The following is a 20,981-nucleotide window of genomic DNA, read 5'->3' as shown; positions in this document are numbered from 1 at the left end:
GGACGCCATTCTACATCTCAAAAAACGGATCAAGCGAGGTCGAACCGATCCGCGTTCATCACCTTGTTCCATGCTGACACGAAATCGCAAACAAATTTGCCTGCATTGTCGTTCTGGGCATAGACCTCGGCCAAGGCGCGCAGTTCCGAATTCGAACCAAACACCAGATCAACCCGGGTCCCGGTCCATTTCACCGCGCCCGAAGACCGGTCACGCCCCTCGTAGGTGCCGTCTCCTGACGGCAACCACTCGGTTCCCATGTCCAGCAAATTGACGAAAAAGTCGTTGCTCAGGTGGCCCGGACGGTCGGTCAGGACACCATGAGACGATCCGTCGTGATTGGCGCCCAGAACACGCAATCCGCCGATTAGAACGGTCATTTCCGGAGCTGTCAGGGTCAGAAGCTGTGCGCGATCAACCAGCATCTCCTCGGCCGAAACACTGAACTCCTTGCTCTGGTAGTTGCGGAAACCGTCAGCCTGCGGCTCAAGCGGCGCAAAGCTGTCGGCATCGGTCTGACCTTCGGTGGCATCGGTGCGACCGGGCGCAAAGGGAACTGTTACGTCCTGCCCAGCGGCCTTGGCGGCCTTTTCGATCGCCGAGCCGCCGGCCAGAACGATCAGGTCAGCCAACGACACACGTTTGCTACCCTGCTGTGCGCTGTTGAATTCGGCCTGAATCCCTTCCAGCGCCCCCAGAACCATGTTCAGCTTTTCCGGCTCGTTGACTGCCCACCCGTTCTGCGGAGCAAGACGAACCCGTGCGCCATTGGCGCCACCACGGTGATCCGAGCCCCTATAGGTCGAGGCCGATGCCCAGGCCGTCGAAACAAGCTCTCCGACAGACAGCCCGGATGCGAGAATACGATCCTTGAGAACGGCAATATCGGTGTCGTCGATAAGATCATGATCCACAGCAGGCACGTTATCCTGCCAGATCAGCTCTTCCTCGGGAACGTCTGCGCCGAGATACCGGGAGCGCGGGCCCATGTCGCGGTGGGTCAGCTTGAACCAGGCACGGGCGAAGGCGTCAGCGAACTGGTTCGGGTTTTCATGGAACCTGCGGGAGATCGGGCCATAGATCGGGTCCATCCGCATCGCCATGTCTGCCGTGGTCATCATGGTCTTGACCTTCTTCGAACCATCATGGGCCTGTGGGGCCATGTCATCGTCGGAAACCCCGACGGGTTCCCAGATCCATGCGCCGGAAGGCGACTTTGTCAGATTCCAGTCATATCCGAACAGCAGGTCGAAATAGCCATTGTCCCATTTGATAGGGTTGGCTGTCCAAGCACCTTCAACACCGCTGGTGGTGGTGTCATCGCCCTTGCCTGAACCGTGCTGATTGATCCAGCCCAGACCCATGGCCTCAAGCGGGGCCGCTTCGGGCTCGGGCCCGACCAGTCCGGGATCTCCCGCACCATGGGCCTTGCCAAAGGTGTGGCCGCCGGCAACAAGCGCCACGGTCTCTTCGTCATTCATGGCCATCCGGCCAAAAGTCTCGCGAATGTCACGCCCCGAGGCAAGAATGTCGGGATCCCCGTTCGGCCCTTCGGGGTTGACATAGATCAGACCCATCTGAACCGCCGCCAGCGGATTTTCCAGCTCCCGGTCTCCCGAGTAGCGGGCTTCGCCGAGCCAGTCCGCCTCGACACCCCAATAGATGTCCTCTTCGGGCGACCAGATATCCGCGCGACCGCCGCCAAAGCCGAAGACCGGACCGCCCATGGATTCGATGGCCACGTTTCCGGCGAGAACCAGAAGGTCTGCCCACGAGATCTGGTTGCCGTATTTCTGCTTGATCGGCCAAAGCAGGCGCCGCGCCTTGTCGAGGTTGCCGTTGTCCGGCCAGCTGTTGAGTGGCGCAAACCGCTGGTTTCCCGTCCCTGCCCCGCCCCGACCATCAGCCGTGCGATACGTCCCGGCAGCGTGCCATGTCATCCGGATGAACAGTCCGCCGTAATGCCCGTAATCTGCAGGCCACCATTCCTGACTGTCCGTCATCAGAGCCGTAAGGTCCGCCTTGAGCGCATCGAGATCAAGCTTGGCAAATTCGTCCGCATAGTCGAACTCCGCATCCATCGGGTCGGACTTTGTTGTATGCTGATGCAAGATTTTCAGGTTCAGCTGGTTCGGCCACCAGTCCCGGTTCGAATTGGCGCCCATCGCTGTCGCACCATGCATGACCGGACATTTTCCGATATCGTTGCCGTCCATTATTGTCTCCCGCTGTTATTGAAACCGAAAACCCCATCTGGTGGCGATCTCCGGCAGTTCTGTTGGATCATCTGTTGCTGGCAAAGGGCGCAGTCAGGCGCCCTTCGGCATGATTCTGTTGGATGAGTATCGACCCAAAACCCTTGTTTCCAAGAATAGTATTCGGCTCGGCCCTCTCCTCCTTGGGCTCATCCTAGAATGACTCTAACAAATGGTCGCCATTGGATTAAGTTGCATTTTCTGATCCAATCAATAGTTTTTTCTTATGAGCAATCTGACTCTCCGACAGCTGAGATATTTTGAAACCCTGTCACGCTATCGCCATTTTGGACGCGCCGCCGAGGCCTGTTCGATTTCGCAACCAGCCTTGTCAGTCCAGATCCGCGAATTGGAGGAAACGTTGGGCCAACAGCTTTTCGAGCGAAACGCAAGACAAGTCGGCCTGACACCCTTCGGCGAAAAATGCGCCCGCCGGGTTCGCGGAATCCTGCGCTCGATTGACGAGTTGGGCGAATTGGCCCGCACTGCAGACAATACGCTGACCGGCCGGTTGCGTTTGGGCGTTATTCCGACGATTGCCCCCTACCTTCTGCCCCGTCTGATCCGGATTCTGGACCGGTGTTACAACGGGCTCGACATCCATGTCCGCGAAACTCAGACATCCAGATTGCTGGAAGAGCTTTCGGACGGCCGCCTCGACACGGCCATTCTGGCCCTGCCCGTTTCGGAGTCCGACCTGACCGAGGTGGAACTGTTCAGCGAGAGTTTCCTACTGGTGCGCCCGGAAACCGAGGCCGCCAATCCGTTGCCCGACCGCGATTCACTGCGCGACATGCGGCTCCTGTTGCTCGAAGAAGGCCATTGCTTCCGCGATCAGGCTCTGTCGTTCTGCAACATACCCAGCGCCCGCCCACGCGATGGTCTGGACGGAAGTTCGCTGTCAACGCTGGTGCAGATGGTCGGGGCCGGTCTCGGCGTGACACTGATACCTGAGATGGCCACCGAGGTGGAAACCCGGTCTGCGGCGGTAACGGTTGCCAGATTTGCCGATCCCCAACCCACGCGCAGCGTCGGGATGGTCTGGCGCCGGAGCAGTCCGCTCGCACCGCAGCTTGAAACCTTGTCGGAAGTGATCAGGGCCGAAGCTCCGCCTTCAGCTCCGAAAGAAAGAATCTGATCCGGTCTGCGATCATGGCAGCGCTCGCTGAAACGACAAAGGCGCCCCAAAGGGCGCCTTTGCTCTGCCGTGTTCGGCAGTGAACTTATCGGGCTTGGCAACTCGCCATCCGGCGCTTGCCACCTGCACCAGATTTCCCGCAGGAAACCTGATTACATCATGCCGCCCATGCCGCCCATGTCGGGCATTGCCGGTGCAGCAGCGCCTTCTTTGGCGGGCTTGTCGGCAACCATTGCTTCGGTGGTAACCAGCAGGCCGGCAACCGATGCCGCGTCTTCCAGAGCGGTCCGGACAACCTTGGCCGGGTCGATGACACCAAACGAGAACATGTCGCCATATTCTTCGGTCTGAGCATTGAAGCCGAATGCAGCCTCGTCGCTTTCGCGGACTTTGCCAGCAACAACTGCGCCGTCGACACCCGCGTTCTCGGCGATCTGGCGCAGCGGCGCTTCGATTGCCTTACGAACGATGTTGATACCTGCATTCTGGTCAGCGTTTTCGCCTTCCAGAGTGTCCAGTGCTTTACCGCCCTGAACCAGAGCAACACCACCACCCACAACAACGCCTTCCTGAACGGCAGCACGAGTTGCGTTCAGAGCATCGTCCACACGGTCCTTACGCTCTTTCACTTCAACTTCGGTCATGCCGCCGACGCGGATAACGGCAACACCGCCTGCCAGTTTGGCAACGCGTTCCTGCAGCTTCTCACGGTCGTAGTCCGACGAAGTTTCTTCGATCTGAGTGCGGATCTGCGCAACACGTGCTTCGATCTCGGCTTTCTCGCCAGCACCGTCGACGATAGTGGTCTCGTCTTTGGTGATTTCGATTTTCTTGGCGGTGCCCAGCATGTCCATGGTCACGGACTCGAGCTTCATGCCCAGATCTTCGCTGATGACCTGACCGCCGGTCAGGATTGCGATGTCCTGCAGCATGGCCTTACGGCGATCGCCGAAGCCCGGTGCCTTGACAGCAGCAATTTTCAGACCGCCGCGCAACTTGTTGACGACCAGAGTCGCCAGCGCTTCGCCTTCGACGTCTTCGGCAATGATCAGCAGCGGCTTTTGCGACTGGATCACCTGCTCGAGCAGCGGAACCATCGGCTGCAGCGAGGACAGTTTCTTTTCGTGCAGCAGGACCATGCAGTCGTCGAGCTCTGCAATCATCTTGTCTGCGTTGGTCACGAAGTAAGGCGACAGGTAGCCGCGATCGAACTGCATGCCTTCGACAACATCGGTCTCGGTTTCCAGACCCTTGTTCTCTTCGACGGTGATGACGCCTTCGTTGCCAACCTTCTGCATCGCGTCTGCGATCTGCTGGCCGATTTCTGCTTCGCCATTGGCGGAGATGGTGCCAACCTGAGCAACTTCTGCGGAGTCTTTGACTTCACGCGAGGCCGACTTGATACCTTCGACAACCTTGGCCGTTGCCAGGTCGATGCCGCGCTTCAGGTCCATCGGGTTCAGGCCCGCTGCAACCTGCTTGAGACCTTCGCGAACGATGGCCTGAGCCAGAACGGTGGCAGTGGTGGTGCCGTCGCCGGCTTCGTCATTGGTGCGGCTGGCGACTTCTTTCACCATCTGCGCGCCCATGTTTTCGAACTTGTCTTCCAGTTCGATTTCCTTGGCTACCGAGACACCGTCCTTGGTGATGCGCGGTGCGCCGAAGGATTTGTCCAGAACCACGTTGCGGCCTTTGGGGCCGAGGGTCACTTTAACAGCATCGGCCAGGATGTTCACACCTGCCAGCATACGGTTACGGGCATCGGTATCGAACTTGACGTCCTTTGCAGACATGTCGTTTCTCCTTGAGAAATTTGTTGAGAATGAAGATCAGAAAAAGCGTTCTCGCTTACTCGATGATCCCCATGATGTCGCTTTCTTTCATCATCAGCAGCTCTTCGCCGTCGACTTGGACCTCGGTGCCCGACCATTTGCCGAACAGGATCTTGTCACCGGCTTTGACAGCCATCGCGATCAGCTCGCCGCTGTCCTTGCGCGCGCCTTCGCCGGTTGAGACGACTTCGCCTTCGCTGGGCTTTTCTTTTGCGCTGTCAGGAATGATCAGTCCGCCTGCGGTTTTTTCGTCGCTTTCTACGCGACGAACCAGCACACGGTCATGAAGCGGTTTCAATGCCATCTTTGCAGCTCCTTGGGCTCAAAGTTTGATTTCCATTTAGATCCCGGCTCTCCCAGCCCGAGGATCATTAGCACTCACTCGAGGCGAGTGCCAACGGCGAATAGCTAGGGACAGATCCGGCATCTGTCAACGCCTCATCGCACAAAAATTTCACTCATTCGTGATCCCAGCTATAGGCCCAGTGTTTCAGGCCCTCCTGCCCTGTTTCAGACAGGTCATAGACGCCGGTCGAAACCTTGTGAAACCAGCCATAGTGGTTGTCCCGCATGAGCCGTGTGGCCGTTGCCACTCCGGTGGCGGCGGCGACGTCCGCCCCCTTGCATGGGCCGGCGCCGGCCAGATGCGCCGCGCAGCGCAAAGCATCCTGCCGATAGGCTGTCACGATCCCATGTCGCGTCGCCCCACCTGCATTCGGGTCGCCTTCCAGCCGGTCAAATTCCCGCAGCAGTCTGGTCTGGCGAACTTTTGACTTGCGCGGCCGGTACGGGCCGGGGTCGCAATGCACGTCGACCCGGCCATCGGGTCTGACTGTCATCAGCCCGAGCCCCAGCCGTCGGCACAGCGAAAGATTGTCCTTGAGCGACCGCCGGGCACTGCGCCCCTTTGGCCGCAGCACAGCGACATAAACCAGATCTGAGACGCTCATGCGCGCGATGGCCTGATGAAAAAGCGTCAGCGAAAAGCGCAATTTCAGTTCGACAATAACCGGCGGCTCATCTGCGCGGCGGGCGACCACATCGGCCGCTCCGATCTCTCCCTTGACCGTATACCCCTGTCCTTCGAGAAGTGCTTTTACCGGGGGGTAGAGGTCCTGCTCTCTGTCCATTTCAATGGTCCGTCCTGCCTGCCGTTTCGGAAACCTAGCGAATACCGACCATCGCGTCTATTTGACACCATAGCTGCCGGTGACAACGCCAGTAGCCCACCCTATAACGCGCGCAAAATTCTCTGAACGCAGGAAACTGACATGACGATGCAAGTCTTCGGACATAAATCCCCCGACACCGACTCGACCGGCTCGCCGATCATCTGGGCATGGTACCTGAACGAGGTCAAAGGCATCGCGGCCGAACCCAAGCTGCTGGGTGAACCCAACACCGAAGCCACCTTCATGCTGGAGCGCTGGAACCTCGACAAGCCCGAGATCATTTCAGATGTGGCCGACGGCCAGCCCTGCGTCGTAGTGGATACCAACAACCCAGCCGAACTGCCTGCCAACATCAACGGCGCGGACGTTCAGGCCATCATTGACCACCACAAGCTCGTTGGCGGCCTCGAGACGAAGGGGCCGATCGACATCACCATCCGGCCCGTGGCTTGCACTGCAACCATCATGTATGACCTGATTGGTGGAGATGTGGCCAAGATGCCAGACGCGGTAAAATGCGCCATGCTGACCTGTATTCTAAGCGATACGCTTGAATTCCGCTCGCCTACCACGACAGACCACGATCGCAAGGTCGCCGAAGGTCTGGCGGCCGAACTCGGAATTTCGATTCCCGACTACGCCGCCGAAATGTTCGCGGCCAAGTCCGACGTGTCGGCCTTTTCGGACGCCGAACTGCTGCGCATGGATTCGAAAGAATACGAAGTGGACGGAACCAAGTTCCGGGTTTCGGTTCTGGAGACCACCTCTCCTGCAACCGTGCTGGACCGCAAGGCCGCGCTGGCCGAAGCCATGACCACCGTGGCCTCCGAGGACGGTGTTGATCAGGTTCTGCTCTTCGTCGTGGACATTCTCAACGAGGAATCGACACTTCTGGTGCCGAACGACCTTGTTAAAGCCGTGGCAAAAAAGAGCTTTGATGCCGATGCAGGCGGTGACACCGTTGTCCTGCCGGGCGTGGTCAGCCGGAAGAAACAGATCATTCCGAACCTCAAGGTCTGATTGCCCACGCAACTCCGACGACAAGGGCGCCAATATTGGCGCCCTCTTTTTTGGTGGATCGCCTTGCAAGGCGAATTTCCGCGCGAGCAAGCCACGATTTTGCTCAGACAGTTTCGCCGGTCTAAGATGGTGCCAGACAGGATTGCAGGAGCACCGCCATGTCTCGCGCAAACATGTTATCGGCCGTGGGAAACACCCCGATCATTCGCCTTGAACAGGTCGTGCCAGACGATGCGGCAGAAGTCTGGGTCAAGCTTGAATCCGGAAACCCCACAGGGTCCTACAAAGACAGGATGGCCGTGTCGGTCCTGACCCGGGCACTGGAACGCGGCGCAGTTAAGCCCGGTGATCGGGTCGTTGAATACACGGGCGGCAGCACAGGAACCGCTTTGGCCTTTGCAGCAGCCGTGCTTGGCCTGAAGTTCACGGCCGTGTTCTCCGATGCGTTTTCCGAAAGCAAACGAAAGTCGATGGTAGCCTATGGCGCCGAAGTTCTTGTCGAACCCAGCGACGGAACAATCACGCCCGAGCTGATTCAGCGCATGAAATCCCGCGCCTACGCATTGGCCGCAAAGCCGGGCAGCTTCTATGCCGACCAGTTCGGGTCGCCGGACGTGCGCGCCGGTTACAATCCCATGGGACGCGAGATCGCCGATTCGCTCGATTCCGAAATCGACCTGTTCTGTTCCGCGGTCGGCACCGGCGCCGCCCTGATGGGCGCGCTGGACGGTTTGGTGGCCGCCGGGTGCCGCCCTGACGTCGTGGCGCTAGAGCCGCTGCAGTCTCCGCTGCTGACCACGGGAACCGGCGGTCCGCACAAGGTCGAAGGTGTCGGGGTCGGGTTCTACCCTCCGTTCCTGGACCGAAACCTGCTCAGCGAAACACGGGCCATAGATCAGGAAGACGCGTTTGACGTGTGCCGCAGGCTGGCCAGAGAAGAGGGGCTGTTCTGCGGCGGGTCCACCGGTCTGAACGTCGTGGCCGCGATCGGCTATGCAAGGCAGCTGGGGCGTGGAAAACGGGTTGTGACGCTGGGCTGCGACAGCGGATCCAAGTATCTCGGCGGGCATATTTTTGGCTGAAAGGGCCTACTCACGGGATATCTCTGGTGCAGCCGGTTATGCTTTGCCATACCACTGCGGACTGTATTCACTGATTTTCGGACCGAACCATGACCCAGATCGTTTCTTCCCTCGCAGAGATTTCCACCAGTTACCGCGCCCTGTTCGTCGATCTCTGGGGCTGTGTTCACAATGGCGTTCAGGCCTTTCCCGAGGCGGTTTCGGCCTTGCAGACCTATCGCGCCAACGGCGGAATCGTGGTGCTGGTGACCAATTCGCCCAAGCCGCGCGCCGGTGTCGCCACCCAGCTCGTGCAGTTCGGCGTGCCCGAAGATGCCTATGACACGATCGCCACCAGTGGCGACAGCGCGCGTTCGGCCATGTTCCGGGGCGCTGTCGGCACCAACGTCTATTTCATGGGCGAATGGGATCGCGACGCCGGCTTTTTCGAACCGCTGCACATTCTGGAAGACCCGGTTGAAATCACGCGTGTTCCCCTGCAGGAAGCCGAAGGCATCGTCTGTTGCGGGCCGTTCGATCCGATGGCGGATCCCGACGTGAACCGGGCCGATTTTCTCTATGCAAAGCAGAAGGGCCTCAAGTTGCTTTGCGCAAATCCTGACATCGTCGTTGACCGAGGTGAAACACGGGAATGGTGCGCCGGTGCCCTAGCGCGCCTTTATACGGAGATGGGTGGTGAGAGCCTTTTTTTTGGCAAGCCGCATCCCCCAATCTACGATCTAGCCCGGCGTCGGCTGTCGAGCCTCGGCGTGGATATCGGCGACGGCGAGATTCTTGCCATCGGGGACGGCATTCATACCGACATTGCCGGAGGCATGGGCGAAGGTATCGATTCCCTGTTCATTTCCGGAGGATTGGCCGCTGCGGAAACAAAAACCGCGACAGACCCGGATGCAGCTGCCTTAAGCGCCTATCTGGACGAGGAAAAATCAAATCCGACATATACAATCGGCCAGTTGCGGTAGTGCAATTAGAGCTTGATTTTCTGCGCCTGCGAAGTAATAAAGTTGCCAGAATGCACCAAGAGGGCGACGCAATATTACTCACCCGTCCATTTGGCGATGAACTGAGAGGGCATCATGTTGGACAACCTGCCGCGCGGAACGATCTGCATCGAAGACATCGAAATGGGTATGAGTCGCTACCTCAGAAAAGTGGTGACCGATGAAGATATCGAGATGTTCGCGCAGGTCTCGACAGACCGGAACCCGGTGCATCTTGATGACGATTATGCCCGTGACACGATCTTTGAAGGGCGTATTGCGCACGGGATGCTGACAGCCGGGTTGATCTCGGCAGTCATTGGCGAACAACTGCCGGGTCACGGAACGGTCTATATGGGTCAGTCGCTGAAGTTTCTGGCCCCGGTGCGCCCGGGTGACATGGTCTATGCCGAGGTCAAGGTCGTCGATATCGACGTCGGCAAGCGTCGCGTAAAGCTCGATTGTCACTGCTCAGTCGATGGCAAGAAGGTTCTGATCGGCGAAGCGATGGTGCTGGCCCCGTCGCGCAAGTTCGACTGACCCGCCCCCAAGGTTCCGGAACAGCCAGTCGCCTCCCCCGACTTCAACTCAAGCGCGATTCCGTCACGTCCTGTTTCACCCTTCGCTGCACATAGCCCCACAGTGGTCGCTTGAACAGCCGGTTCAGGGCAGTTAGGCATGCCTCCATGCGAGTAATTCGGGATCATCAATTCGTCGAAGAACAGGACCGGGGGGCAAGTGCCGCCATCGGTAACTTTGACGGCGTGCATCTGGGGCATCAGTCGGTCATCGAACTGGCGCGGACCGCCGCGCCGGAGGCACCGCTGGGCGTGATGACCTTTGAGCCGCACCCCCGCGAGTTTTTCGCGCCATCCGCTCCGCCTTTTCGTCTGATGCGTTCCGAAGCGCGGGCGCATCGACTGGCCAAGCTTGGCGTCGAGAAGCTGTACGAATTGAACTTTAACTCCGGTCTGGCCAGCCTGATGCCGGAAGAGTTCGCTCGCTCGGTCATTGCCGAAGGGCTGGGACTTGCCCATGTGGTGGTCGGGGCCGACTTCTGCTTCGGAAAGGGCCGCAGCGGTGACGCGCTGGATCTTGTGCGGTTCGGCGAGGAGATGGGGTTTGGCGTCACCATTGCGCCACTGATGGCCCATTCCGCTGACGTTGTGTCGTCGACAGCGATCCGCAATGCGCTTAGCGAAGGGCGCCCAAGTGACGCCGCCGGGATGCTGGGTCACTGGCATCGGATCGAGGGAGAAGTCATTGGCGGCGAACAACGCGGTCGCGAGCTCGGCTTTCCCACTGCAAACATGTCCATCGAGGGGCTTCACCCACCTCGTTTCGGTGTCTACGCCGTTCTGGTCGATGTTCTCGACGGGCCGCATGCCGGCAGCTATCACGGAGCGGCTTCTCTGGGTGTGCGCCCCATGTTTGGCGAGAACCGCGCCAATCTGGAAACGTTCCTGTTCGATTTCTCTGGCGACCTCTATGGCGCCACTCTTTCTGTTGGGTTGGTGGAATACCTGCGCGGCGAGCAGAAATTCGACAGCGTCGATGAGTTGACTGCCCAGATGCAGATAGACTGCGCACAGTCGCGTGACATCCTCTCCGGACACTGCCAGCGCCGCCCGGCATCCGGGCCGCTGACCACCAAAACAACATGAACGATCCGATCCAGCGCAAAGGACTGGCGCCCCGGTTCTGGGAGCGCAAGCGGCTGAACAAGTTGAACCAACAGGAATGGGAAGCCCTATGCGATGGTTGCGGCAAATGTTGCCTGAACAAACTCGAAGACGAAGACAGCGGCGAAGTGGCTCTGACCTGTGTTGCGTGCCGGTTGCTGGACGACGAAAGTTGCCGCTGCACCCAATATGACATCCGCCATCAGTTCGTGCCTGAATGCATCGTGCTGAAACCCGATAACCTGGACAGCCATGCCTATTGGATGCCTCAAACCTGCGCATATCGCCTGCTGTGGGAAGGCAAACCGCTCTATGACTGGCACCCATTGATTTCGGGCTCTGCGGAAACGGTGCATTCGGCGGGAGTCTCGGTCCGCGGTCGCACGGTGTCCGAATTCGAAACACCCGAAGACGAATGGGAAGACCACATCATCGAGGAGCCGCTGTAGGGAGGGGCTGAAAATGCACTTTGCATCTGATAATTCGGGGCCGGTTCACGGCGAGGTTCTGGACGCACTGGCTGCTGCCAATCAGGGCTATGCGATGGCCTATGGCGCCGACAGCCTGATGAACGAAGTGCGCGACCGACTGCGCGCGGTTTTCGAAGCGCCCGGCGCGGCCGTCTATCTGGTCACCACCGGAACCGCGGCCAACTCTCTGGCGCTGTCGACCCTCGGGTCGCCGTGGCAGACTGTTTTCTGTTCTCCCGTCGCGCATATTCACGAGGATGAGTGCAATGCGCCCGAGTTCTTTTCTGGCGGCGCCAAGCTCACGCTTGTAGGCCAGAACGACAAGATGGTCCCCGACGCGTTGCGGGCGGCGATCGAAAAGGAAGAAACCCGCGGGGTTCATGGTCCGCAGCGGGGGCCGGTTTCGCTGACACAGGTGACCGAACGCGGTTCAGTCTATTCGCTCGCCGAAATTGAGGCGCTGTGTAATCTGGCGATGGAATTTGGCCTGCCGGTTCACATGGACGGTGCGCGATTTGCAAATGCACTGGTGGCGCTGAATTGTTCTCCGGCCGAAATGACATGGAAAGCCGGTGTTGATGCCGTGAGTTTCGGCGGAACAAAGAACGGGTGCATGGGGGTCGAAGCTGTCATCTTTTTTGACGAGGCGCGCGAGTGGGAGTTCGAACTGCGGCGCAAGCGCGGCGCACATCTGATTTCAAAGCACAGATACCTGTCGGCGCAGATGGCGGCCTATCTCAAGGATGATCTGTGGTTGCGATCGGCTCGACAGGCCAACGCAAACTGCGCGCGACTGGCGGATGGGCTGAGAGCCGCTGGCGCCCGGTTCAAGCACGAACCACAGGCCAACATGGTTTTTGCCAGCTTCCCGCGGCATTTGCATCGCAAACTTCACGACGCCGGAGTGATCTACCACCTTTGGGACGGGGAGCTTGACGGAACAGACGAAGCCGAGCACGTGACGTGCCGTATGGTTTGCGACTGGTCGCTGCCAGAGGCGGAAATTGACAGGTTCCTGTCGTTGCTTTGAGGGCCGGGCGCCCTCTGAGCGGCAGGGCGGGTTTTGATTGGAACTCGCGTCAGCTGACCGGGTTCGGCGTCAACGTCATTGAGACCACAGCGTTCGGATCTCTTCAGCTGTCTCGTTCGGGTGGCTGATCGGAAGCATGTGTCCCGAGTTGTCGATCACAACGTTTTTTGCGTTCTGCATGCGACGGGCCAGCCCGTCGTTGACGGCTCTGATGACCGGATGGGTCAGACTGCCGCGCAAGAGCAGCGCGGGCGTTGTCGCCTGCTCAAGCTGGCCAGACGAAAGTATTCCTGATCTGTCCAGATACAACGAGGGGTGGCAAGCGGGCACAACGTGAATCCCACGGGTCATGGCGGCGCGTGTTGCCTCTGGCAGCCGAGGCCAGCGGGGGCTCGCGTCCGTGCTCCACATTCGATTGAACAGCCGGGCCGCAAGCGCGGCATCCCCGGCCTCCAGCGCTTCACGAAAAGGAATCGCATCGTGCTCGTGCAGCCCGAACAGATCGGGGGCGTCCTGACGGGCAACGGCAAAAAAGACCGGTTCAATCATTGTCAGGCTGCGAACGCGATCAGGATGTTCAATGGCCAGTCGCAAGGCAACAGTTGCGCCAAAGGAATGACCAATCAGATCCATCGGTTCCCCCAGCAGGGTTTCGGCGGCAGCAACATTGCGATCCTGAAAGTCGCCCCGCCCGTCCCAATCCGGGCTTGGACCATGGGAAAGCAGATCAAAGGCGGTCAGCGTAGCCTCTTGGTCCAGTGCGGCTGCCAGCCCCTTCCACGCGCCGGAATGGGCAATGGTGCAGTGAATCGCCAGAACGCGTCTAGGACCTGAGCCCAGACTGCGAACATGGACGGGCTGTGGCAGCCCGTCCCCTATCCGTTCCATGTCCGGCAAACGGCCCTTCACCCTTGCATGTCCGCCAGATGCGCGTCGAGATCTTCCAACCGGTCCTGCCCCCAGAATCTTTGACCGTCCTGTGTCACATAAAACGGCGCGCCAAACACGCCGCGTTCGACGGCTTCTTCAAGATTGGCGGCATAGGTTTCCGCCCCGACCAGAAGGCCGCTATCCGACAGCGCCGGGTCGAACCCTGCCTGCTCAAGGCAATCCCGGATCACGGCGTCGTCGGCCACATCCTTTTCCTCGGCCCAGCAAGCCCGCAAGATAGTCTGGCAGAGCTTTCCCACGTCCCCGCCTCCGGCCTTTGCCGCCGCGATGATCGCATAAGAAGACGGCGCCATATTGGTTGGGAAATGCGCAGGCTGCAGGTTGAAATCCATATCCAGTTTTTTGGCGCGCCGGGCCAGATCCTGTGCGCGGTACTCGATCCGCGAGGGATGGCGATCCTTGGGAGGCAACCCACCGGTCCGACTGAACAGCGCCGCGATATCGAGGGGCTTGTACGCAATAGTGGCGCCGTGTTTGCTCGCAACCTCCTCCAGTTGCGCTCCAGCCAGATAGCTGTAGGGCGAAATTGTCGCAAAGAAGTAGTCAATGTCGGCCATGTGTCTTTTCTCTCCCCAGTAACCTTTGCGGGACGGTAAGCCCATGCTAAGCGGTGTCAACATCACGAATCTGTCACATTGCCGTTGCTACCTGGGGATATCAGCCAATGCCGACCTTGAACGAACCCAAGCTTATTGCTGGGAACGCCAATCTTCCGCTCGCCGAAGCAATCACCCGACGCATGAGCCTGCACCGCGGTGTGGATCAGGAACTCGTGGACGCCCGGGTCGAGCGATTCAACGACGGCGAGATCTTCGTCGAAGTGTTCGAAAATGTCCGGGGCGAGGACATGTTCATCATCCAGCCGACATCGAACCCGGCCAATGACAACCTGATGGAGTTGCTGATCATTGCCGACGCGATGCGGAGATCCTCCGCACGCCGGGTTACCGCGGTAATCCCTTATTTCGGCTATGCGCGGCAGGACCGGCGCACCAAGGCACGGACACCGATCACGGCTAAGCTGGTTGCCAATATGATTGCCGGTGCAGGGATCGAGCGGGTTTTGACAATGGACCTGCACGCAGCCCAGATTCAGGGCTTTTTTGATATCCCGGTCGACAACCTGTATGCCTCACCGATTTTTGCCTTTGATGTAAAAAACCAGTTCAAGAACCAGATGTCTGACCTGATGGTCGTATCCCCGGACGTGGGCGGCGTGGCGCGCGCGCGTGAATTGGCCAAACGGATCAACGCTCCGCTCTCGATCGTGGACAAGCGCCGGGAGAAACCCGGAGAAGTCGCCGAAATGACGGTGATCGGCGATGTAACCGACAAGATCTGCCTGATTGTCGACGATATCTGCGACACTGCCGGCACACTCTGCAAGGCCGCTCAGGTGCTGATGGATAATGGCGCCAAGGAAGTGCATTCCTATATCTCGCACGGTGTGATGAGCGGCCCGGCGGTCGAGCGTGTGACCAGTTCGGTAATGAAGTCTCTGGTTTTGACTGACACGATTCAGCCCACGGAACCAGTGTTGAACGCACCGAATATCCGCATCGTTCCCACCGCGCCCTTGTTCACGCAGGCGATCCTGAACATCTGGCACGGAACCAGCGTGTCCTCGCTGTTCGAAGACCGGACCCTGAACCCGCTCTACGAGTCACTCTACCGTCGCGACTGATCGCGGAACCGTCAACCAGGTGAGGGGCGTTCTCGAAATGTCCCTGACCAGACCGCTGTAGAGACAGCCTTGGTTTCGTCCGCGTTGCGGGCCAAGTTACCGTTTGTAGTTCCAACAATACCCGGCACTGCGCAACAGCCGGCTGACTTTCAGCCGTGTTGCCAGCCAAATCTGACGCATATAGGCTGGTCGCTATGGCGCAATTGCTACCCATGTTTCGGCATGAGATGTGCGAACTTCAGCCGGTACTACGCAAATTCAGTGCCATAGGAATCAAAGACGCATCTACCATTCAACCTCGAAAGGTGTCCAATGTCCTTTTCCTGCGCAAATCTGATTTCACGTCGCCAGTTTCTTGCAACCTCTTCGGCCAGCGCGGCTGCAATAATGTTGCACCCCTTCTCCGCCAGAGCGTCCAACAACCAGGCCCATCTCAGAATAATGGAAACGACGGATATCCATGTTCATGTTTTTCCATACGATTACTACTCTGACAAACCGCGCGACACGGTGGGTCTGTCGCGAACTGCGTCGATCATCAATGAAATCCGGGCCGAGGCGACCAATTCAATGCTGGTCGACAATGGCGATTTTCTGCAGGGCAACCCCATGGGCGATTATATCGCCTATGAGCGCGGCATGAAGGAAGGCGACAGCCACCCGATCATCAACGCCTTCAACACGGTCGGCTTTGATGTTGCGACTTTGGGCAATCACGAGTTCAACTATGGCCTGGATTTCCTCGACAAAGCGCTTGCAGGTGCCGAATTCCCGGTGGTTTTGGCCAATATCGCCAAAGAAAAAGGGGCTGATCCGCGCGCGGACAAAACGCTGGTCGCACCTTATGTGATCCTCGAACGCGAAATCGAATTGGGCGATGGAAGCAAGCACCCGATCAAGATCGGTGTCATCGGCTTTACACCTCCGCAGATCATGAACTGGGATCGCAGGCATCTCGAAGGCAATGTTCACGCCCGCGATATCGTGGAAACAGCACGGGCATACGTGCCTGAAATGAAAGAACAGGGCTGCGACCTGATCCTTGCATTGTCACATTCCGGAATCGGCGAGGCCGACCATACTGACGGCATGGAGAACGCTTCGGTCGCTTTGGCCGGGGTCGATGGCATCGATGCGTTGGTAACGGGCCACAACCACTTGGTGTTCCCATCTCCAACCTTTGCAGACCGGCCCGGGATCGACGTCGACAAGGGAACTCTTCAGGGCAAACCGGCTGTAATGGGCGGGTTCTGGGGTTCACATCTCGGCCTTCTCGATCTCTTGCTCGAGCGCGATGGAAACGAATGGCGCGTCGTTTCTACCATGTCCGAGGCGCGTCCAATCTCGAAACGCAACGAAGATCGCTCGATCACCGCTCTTGTCGACGATGATCAAAAGGTCTTGGATTCGGTGGCCAACGAACACAACGAAACACTGGCCTATGTTCGTCGTGCCGTCGGCAAAACGTCGGCCCCGCTGCACAGCTACTTTGCGCTGGTCGCTGATGACCCCTCGGTGCAGATCGTGTCGATTGCGCAAAAATGGTATGTCGAAGAGATGCTGAAAGGCACCGAGCACGAAGGCCTGCCGATCCTGTCGGCGGCAGCTCCGTTCAAGGCGGGGGGACGCGGCGGGCCAGAATATTATACCGACGTGCCAATTGGCGATGTCGCGATCAAGAACGTGGCGGATCTGTACCTGTATCCGAATACTGTCCGGGCTGTGCGGATCAATGGCGCTCAGCTTCGCGGCTGGCTCGAGCGATCTGCGGGCATGTTCAATCAGGTAGACGTCGGTTCAAAAGACGCTCTGCTGCTCAACCCGTCCTTCCCGTCTTACAATTTCGACGTCGTGGATGGTGTGACCTACCAGATCGATTTGTCCCAGCCGTCCAGATTTGGCCCCAAGGGTGAAGACGAAAACCCAAACGCGGCTCGGATTGTCAATCTGGAATTCAATGGCGCACCAGTGACCGACGATATGGATTTCATTATTGCGACCAATAACTATCGCGCGTCCGGCGGTGGATCGTTCCCCGGGGCAAAAGGAGACACAATCGTTTTTGAAGCTCCGGACACGAACCGCGACGTCATCGTTCGCTACATCGTCGAACAAGGCACGATTGATCCGAAAGCGGATTCAAACTGGTCATTTGCACCGCTGGATGACACGACAGTTCTGTTTGAAACCGGGCCGAAAGCCCGTGATTATATGAACGACGTCAAGGGAGTAAGCATTGAAGATGCCGGCGACGGCGCCGACGGCTTCGCGATGTTCCGCATCAAACTTTAGGTCGAAGGATCTTAATTTGGCCTAAGTTGCCCGCCACCACACCAGTGCGGGCAATGCGGCGACCGGCCCGGTCTGCGGCGCTGGCAGGCGGTCAACCGCCGTTGGCCCTTGGCCACCGACCGTCCGGCGAGGCATGCCCTATTTAGGGAATGTCCCAATCATCCTCATGCGCAATTTCACCGATCGCGGTCCATGCGACGCGCAGGCGTGCAAATCGGGTGTCGAGCCATGTTCGGAACACGATTTCAAACCCTTCGGTGGAAATCCTGTCAGTCAGAACCTCGGCTCGCACCGCAGTTGCCGTGTCCACGTCCCAGAGAGAGATCGAAACTTGAACCGCGGGAACACCGCGAAAGGGTTCTGAGAACTTGACCCTCTTTCGAGCCTCACGCGGCCCGGATCCGGTCCACATGGGTCCGTCATTCTCAAAGTCGGCAAACAGCGGCACATCGCCCTGCTCAATTCCGATGGGATGGGTCAAAAATCGTTTCATCGTGCAATTCGTCCAGCATTCGCACTTCTATACCGCAGGAGTGCCCCAAAACCACCGACGAAAACGCGCCGGGGAAAGGGAAAACCGGCCGCTCACAAGAACGGCCGGTCAAATTGTTGTCGCATCCAGTTTCCTGACAGGAAATCAGAGGCTCATGTGATCGCCGAGGGCTTCCATATCGGCCAGCAGCTTGGCGGCGTCGTCCACGATGCTATTCGCATCGGTCGAGTCCTTGGCTGCATCGTGCGCAGCGCGCGCATCTGCGATCAATTCGTCCAGATGGGCACGTGTCACTTCGTTGACCGGGATGGCCTTCTCAGCGAGCACCGTAATCGCCCCTGCCCCGATTTCCGCGAAACCGCCGGTAACCACGTATTCCGACTGCCCGTCCGGGCCTTCGACACGCAGCAGACCGGGCCGCAGGGTGGTGATGGTCGGCGCATGATCAGGCATTGCCGTCATGTCCCCGTCCGCCCCTGGAATCTGGACCAAGTTTGCGGGAACAGAGGCAAGCCTCCGTTCCGGCGAAACAAGGTCAAATTGCATGGTATCTGCCATCAGGCTTGCTCCTTAGGCTGCTTCCGCGGCCATCTTTTCGGCCTTGGCGATCACCTCGTCAATGCCGCCAACCATCAGGAAGGCCGCTTCGGGCAGGTGGTCATATTCGCCGGCCACAACCGCCTTGAACGACGAGATGGTTTCATCGAGCGGAACCTGCACACCGGGCGAACCGGTGAACACCTGGGCCACGTCGAACGGCTGCGACATGAAACGCTCGATCTTACGGGCGCGGGCCACGGTCAGCTTGTCCTCTTCCGACAGTTCGTCCATGCCGAGAATGGCGATGATGTCCTGCAGCGACTTGTAGCGCTGGAGGATCTGCTGAACGTCGGTTGCAACCTTGTAGTGCTCTTCGCCGACGATGGCCGGGTCGAGCAGACGCGAGGTCGAGTCGAGCGGGTCAACAGCCGGGTAGATACCCTTTTCCGAGATCGCACGGTTAAGAACGGTTGTCGCGTCGAGGTGCGCAAACGAGGTTGCCGGCGCGGGGTCGGTAAGGTCGTCCGCAGGCACGTAGATCGCCTGCACCGAGGTGATCGAGCCCGACTTGGTCGAGGTGATGCGTTCCTGCAGGGCACCCATGTCGGTCGCCAGCGTCGGCTGGTAGCCCACAGCCGAAGGAATACGACCCAAGAGAGCGGACACTTCGGAGCCGGCCTGGGTAAAGCGGAAAATGTTGTCGACAAAGAACAGAACGTCGGTACCGGACTGATCGCGGAACTGCTCGGCCAGTGTCAGACCGGTCAGAGCAACACGGGCACGGGCTCCGGGAGGTTCGTTCATCTGGCCGTAGACCAGGGCCACTTGCGATTCTTCCAGATTATTGGGCTTGATAACGTTGGATTCGATCATCTCGTGGTAAAGGTCGTTGCCCTCACGGGTCCGTTCACCAACACCCGCGAACACCGAGAAGCCCGAGTGCACTTTGGCGATGTTGTTGATCAGTTCCATGATGAGAACGGTCTTACCCACGCCGGCGCCGCCGAACAGGCCAATCTTACCACCTTTGGCGTAGGGGGCCAGCAGGTCGACGACCTTGATGCCGGTCACGAGGATTTCGCTTTCGGTCGACTGTTCGTCGAACTCGGGCGCGTCCTGGTGGATGGCGCGGGTTTCTGTGGCTTTCACGTCTCCCTTTTCGTCGATCGGCTCGCCGACAACGTTCAGGATCCGGCCCAGGGTGGCATTGCCGACCGGCACCGAGATCGGGCCGCCGGTATCGGTCACCTTGGCACCTCGAACGAGACCTTCGGTCGCGTCCATCGCGATGGTGCGGACAGTGCTTTCACCAAGGTGCTGGGCAACCTCAAGCACGAGGCGCTTGCCGTTGTTTTCGGTTTCCAGCGCGTTCAGAATTTCAGGCAGCGCATCATCGAACTGCACGTCCACGACGGCGCCGATGATCTGTGTGACTTTGCCTTTTGCATTCGCCATGTTTCGTCTCCGGTTTTCTTACAGCGCTTCGGCGCCGGAAATAATTTCAATCAGCTCGTTGGTGATCACGGCCTGACGCGAGCGGTTGAACTGAATCGTCAGCTTGTCGATCATTTCACCAGCGTTGCGGGTCGCGTTGTCCATCGCGCTCATCCGGGCACCCTGTTCGGATGCGCCATTCTCAAGCAGGGCCGAAAAGATCTGGGTCGCCACGCCGCGAGGCAGCAGGTCGGCCAGGATCTGTTCTTCGCCGGGCTCGTAGTCATAGACCGCGCCCCCGGTATCAGCTTCGACCTCCCCGAACGAAGCCGGGATGACCTGCTGGGCAGTCGGGATCTGGGTCACGACGTTCTGGAACTTCGCGTAGAAGATCGTCGCCACGTCAAACTCACCGCCGTCGAAACGGGACAAGATGTCCTTGGCGATGTCCTGAGCATTCGAGTAGCCCAGCGACTTTACTTCGCTCAGATCCACGTGACCGACGAAAAGATCGCCGTATTCACGCTTCATCGCGTCCCGGCCCTTCTTACCGACGGTCAGAATTTTGACCGTCTTGCCTTGGGCCTTGAGCGCGTCAGCCTTTTGACGGGCCAGCTTGGCGATGTTCGAGTTGAAGCCACCACAAAGACCACGTTCGGCCGTCATGACGATCAGCAACTGAACCTGATCGCTCCCCGTCCCGCGGAGCAGGAGGGGGGCGCTATCGCTCCCCTCGACCGCGGCAGCCAGCCCCGCCATCACGGCATTGAACCGTTCGGCATAAGGCCGGGAGGCTTCGGCAGATTCCTGGGCGCGGCGCAGTTTCGCGGCCGCGACCATCTGCATGGCCTTGGTGATCTTGCGGGTCGATTTGACCGACTCGATCCTGTTTTTTAGGTCCTTAAGACTTGGCATTGCCGCGT

At 58.9% G+C, this 20,981-nt stretch carries 20 protein-coding genes; 10 read left to right on the top strand and 10 right to left on the bottom strand.

Annotation, left to right across the window (positions count from 1 at the left end):
- Positions 1-29: 29 nt before the first annotated feature.
- Positions 30-2,216, bottom strand: coding sequence for a catalase/peroxidase HPI (katG, locus tag ACP15U_RS01840; protein ID WP_425043416.1), 2,187 nt, complete (start codon positions 2,214-2,216; stop codon positions 30-32).
- 265 nt (positions 2,217-2,481) lie between these two features.
- Here katG and ACP15U_RS01835 point away from each other — a divergent pair, with 265 nt between their 5' ends.
- Positions 2,482-3,393: a hydrogen peroxide-inducible genes activator gene (locus ACP15U_RS01835; RefSeq protein WP_425043415.1), complete on the top strand. Its 912-nt coding sequence runs from the start codon at positions 2,482-2,484 to the stop codon at positions 3,391-3,393.
- A gap of 152 nt (positions 3,394-3,545) precedes the next feature.
- Here ACP15U_RS01835 and groL read toward each other — a convergent pair whose 3' ends face one another.
- From groL to ACP15U_RS01820, 3 genes are all read right to left on the bottom strand, one after another.
- Complete coding sequence (gene groL / locus ACP15U_RS01830) at positions 3,546-5,186, bottom strand: chaperonin GroEL (RefSeq protein WP_425043414.1); 1,641 nt, start codon at positions 5,184-5,186, stop codon at positions 3,546-3,548.
- Between the two features lie 55 nt (positions 5,187-5,241).
- The gene (locus tag ACP15U_RS01825) at positions 5,242-5,529 is read right to left on the bottom strand and encodes a co-chaperone GroES (protein ID WP_425043413.1); all 288 of its coding nucleotides are present in this window, start codon (positions 5,527-5,529) and stop codon (positions 5,242-5,244) included.
- A gap of 154 nt (positions 5,530-5,683) precedes the next feature.
- On the bottom strand, positions 5,684-6,355 hold the full coding sequence (locus ACP15U_RS01820; RefSeq protein ID WP_425043412.1) for a DUF2161 domain-containing phosphodiesterase: 672 nt from the start codon (positions 6,353-6,355) through the stop codon (positions 5,684-5,686).
- A gap of 141 nt (positions 6,356-6,496) precedes the next feature.
- On the opposite strand from ACP15U_RS01820, the gene ACP15U_RS01815 reads away from it, so the two are divergent.
- The 7 genes from ACP15U_RS01815 (at position 6,497) to ACP15U_RS01785 (ending at position 12,664) form a co-directional block, all read left to right on the top strand.
- Positions 6,497-7,417 (top strand): manganese-dependent inorganic pyrophosphatase, encoded by a 921-nt coding sequence (locus ACP15U_RS01815; protein ID WP_425043411.1) that lies wholly within the window; start codon positions 6,497-6,499, stop codon positions 7,415-7,417.
- Positions 7,418-7,575: 158 nt separating this feature from the next.
- Positions 7,576-8,499 (top strand): PLP-dependent cysteine synthase family protein, encoded by a 924-nt coding sequence (locus ACP15U_RS01810; protein ID WP_425043410.1) that lies wholly within the window; start codon positions 7,576-7,578, stop codon positions 8,497-8,499.
- A gap of 89 nt (positions 8,500-8,588) precedes the next feature.
- Positions 8,589-9,464 carry a TIGR01459 family HAD-type hydrolase gene (locus ACP15U_RS01805; RefSeq protein WP_425043409.1) on the top strand — a complete coding sequence of 292 codons (876 nt, stop codon included), beginning with the start codon at positions 8,589-8,591 and terminating at the stop codon, positions 9,462-9,464.
- Positions 9,465-9,578: 114 nt separating this feature from the next.
- A complete protein-coding gene (locus ACP15U_RS01800; RefSeq protein ID WP_425043408.1) occupies positions 9,579-10,022 on the top strand; it encodes a MaoC family dehydratase in 444 nt (147 codons plus the stop codon).
- Between the two features lie 146 nt (positions 10,023-10,168).
- A complete protein-coding gene (locus ACP15U_RS01795; RefSeq protein WP_425043407.1) occupies positions 10,169-11,146 on the top strand; it encodes a bifunctional riboflavin kinase/FAD synthetase in 978 nt (325 codons plus the stop codon).
- Entirely contained in the window at positions 11,143-11,613 is a 471-nt protein-coding gene (locus ACP15U_RS01790; RefSeq protein ID WP_425043406.1) for a YcgN family cysteine cluster protein, read from the top strand. The genes ACP15U_RS01795 and ACP15U_RS01790 overlap by 4 nt, the downstream gene beginning before the upstream one ends.
- Positions 11,614-11,626: 13 nt before the next feature.
- The gene (locus ACP15U_RS01785; RefSeq protein ID WP_425043405.1) at positions 11,627-12,664 is read left to right on the top strand and encodes a threonine aldolase family protein; all 1,038 of its coding nucleotides are present in this window, start codon (positions 11,627-11,629) and stop codon (positions 12,662-12,664) included.
- A 75-nt stretch (positions 12,665-12,739) separates the two neighbouring features.
- On the opposite strand, the gene ACP15U_RS01780 is transcribed toward ACP15U_RS01785, so the two are convergent.
- Positions 12,740-13,573: an alpha/beta fold hydrolase gene (locus tag ACP15U_RS01780; protein WP_425043404.1), complete on the bottom strand. Its 834-nt coding sequence runs from the start codon at positions 13,571-13,573 to the stop codon at positions 12,740-12,742.
- On the bottom strand, positions 13,570-14,172 hold the full coding sequence (locus tag ACP15U_RS01775) for a 2-hydroxychromene-2-carboxylate isomerase (RefSeq protein WP_425043403.1): 603 nt from the start codon (positions 14,170-14,172) through the stop codon (positions 13,570-13,572). The genes ACP15U_RS01780 and ACP15U_RS01775 overlap by 4 nt, the downstream gene beginning before the upstream one ends.
- A 107-nt stretch (positions 14,173-14,279) precedes the next feature.
- On the opposite strand from ACP15U_RS01775, the gene ACP15U_RS01770 reads away from it, so the two are divergent.
- Both ACP15U_RS01770 and ACP15U_RS01765 read left to right on the top strand, forming a co-directional pair.
- Positions 14,280-15,299 (top strand): ribose-phosphate pyrophosphokinase, encoded by a 1,020-nt coding sequence (locus tag ACP15U_RS01770; RefSeq protein WP_425043402.1) that lies wholly within the window; start codon positions 14,280-14,282, stop codon positions 15,297-15,299.
- A 312-nt stretch (positions 15,300-15,611) separates the two neighbouring features.
- Positions 15,612-17,591 carry a bifunctional 2',3'-cyclic-nucleotide 2'-phosphodiesterase/3'-nucleotidase gene (locus ACP15U_RS01765; protein WP_425043401.1) on the top strand — a complete coding sequence of 660 codons (1,980 nt, stop codon included), beginning with the start codon at positions 15,612-15,614 and terminating at the stop codon, positions 17,589-17,591.
- A gap of 142 nt (positions 17,592-17,733) precedes the next feature.
- On the opposite strand, the gene ACP15U_RS01760 is transcribed toward ACP15U_RS01765, so the two are convergent.
- From ACP15U_RS01760 to ACP15U_RS01745, 4 genes are all read right to left on the bottom strand, one after another.
- On the bottom strand, positions 17,734-18,084 hold the full coding sequence (locus ACP15U_RS01760; protein WP_425043400.1) for an H-type lectin domain-containing protein: 351 nt from the start codon (positions 18,082-18,084) through the stop codon (positions 17,734-17,736).
- A 144-nt stretch (positions 18,085-18,228) separates the two neighbouring features.
- Positions 18,229-18,642: a F0F1 ATP synthase subunit epsilon gene (locus tag ACP15U_RS01755; protein ID WP_425043399.1), complete on the bottom strand. Its 414-nt coding sequence runs from the start codon at positions 18,640-18,642 to the stop codon at positions 18,229-18,231.
- A 12-nt stretch (positions 18,643-18,654) separates the two neighbouring features.
- Positions 18,655-20,079, bottom strand: coding sequence for a F0F1 ATP synthase subunit beta (atpD, locus tag ACP15U_RS01750; protein WP_425043398.1), 1,425 nt, complete (start codon positions 20,077-20,079; stop codon positions 18,655-18,657).
- 18 nt (positions 20,080-20,097) lie between these two features.
- Positions 20,098-20,973, bottom strand: a complete 876-nt coding sequence (locus ACP15U_RS01745; protein WP_425043397.1) for a F0F1 ATP synthase subunit gamma — start codon at positions 20,971-20,973, stop codon at positions 20,098-20,100.
- Positions 20,974-20,981: the final 8 nt, after the last annotated feature.

Origin of the sequence: Primorskyibacter sp. S87, from assembly GCF_049801055.1 — a bacterium.
GTDB lineage: Bacteria > Pseudomonadota > Alphaproteobacteria > Rhodobacterales > Rhodobacteraceae > JBNAGF01.
This window is presented reverse-complemented; position numbering and strand designations above follow the sequence as displayed.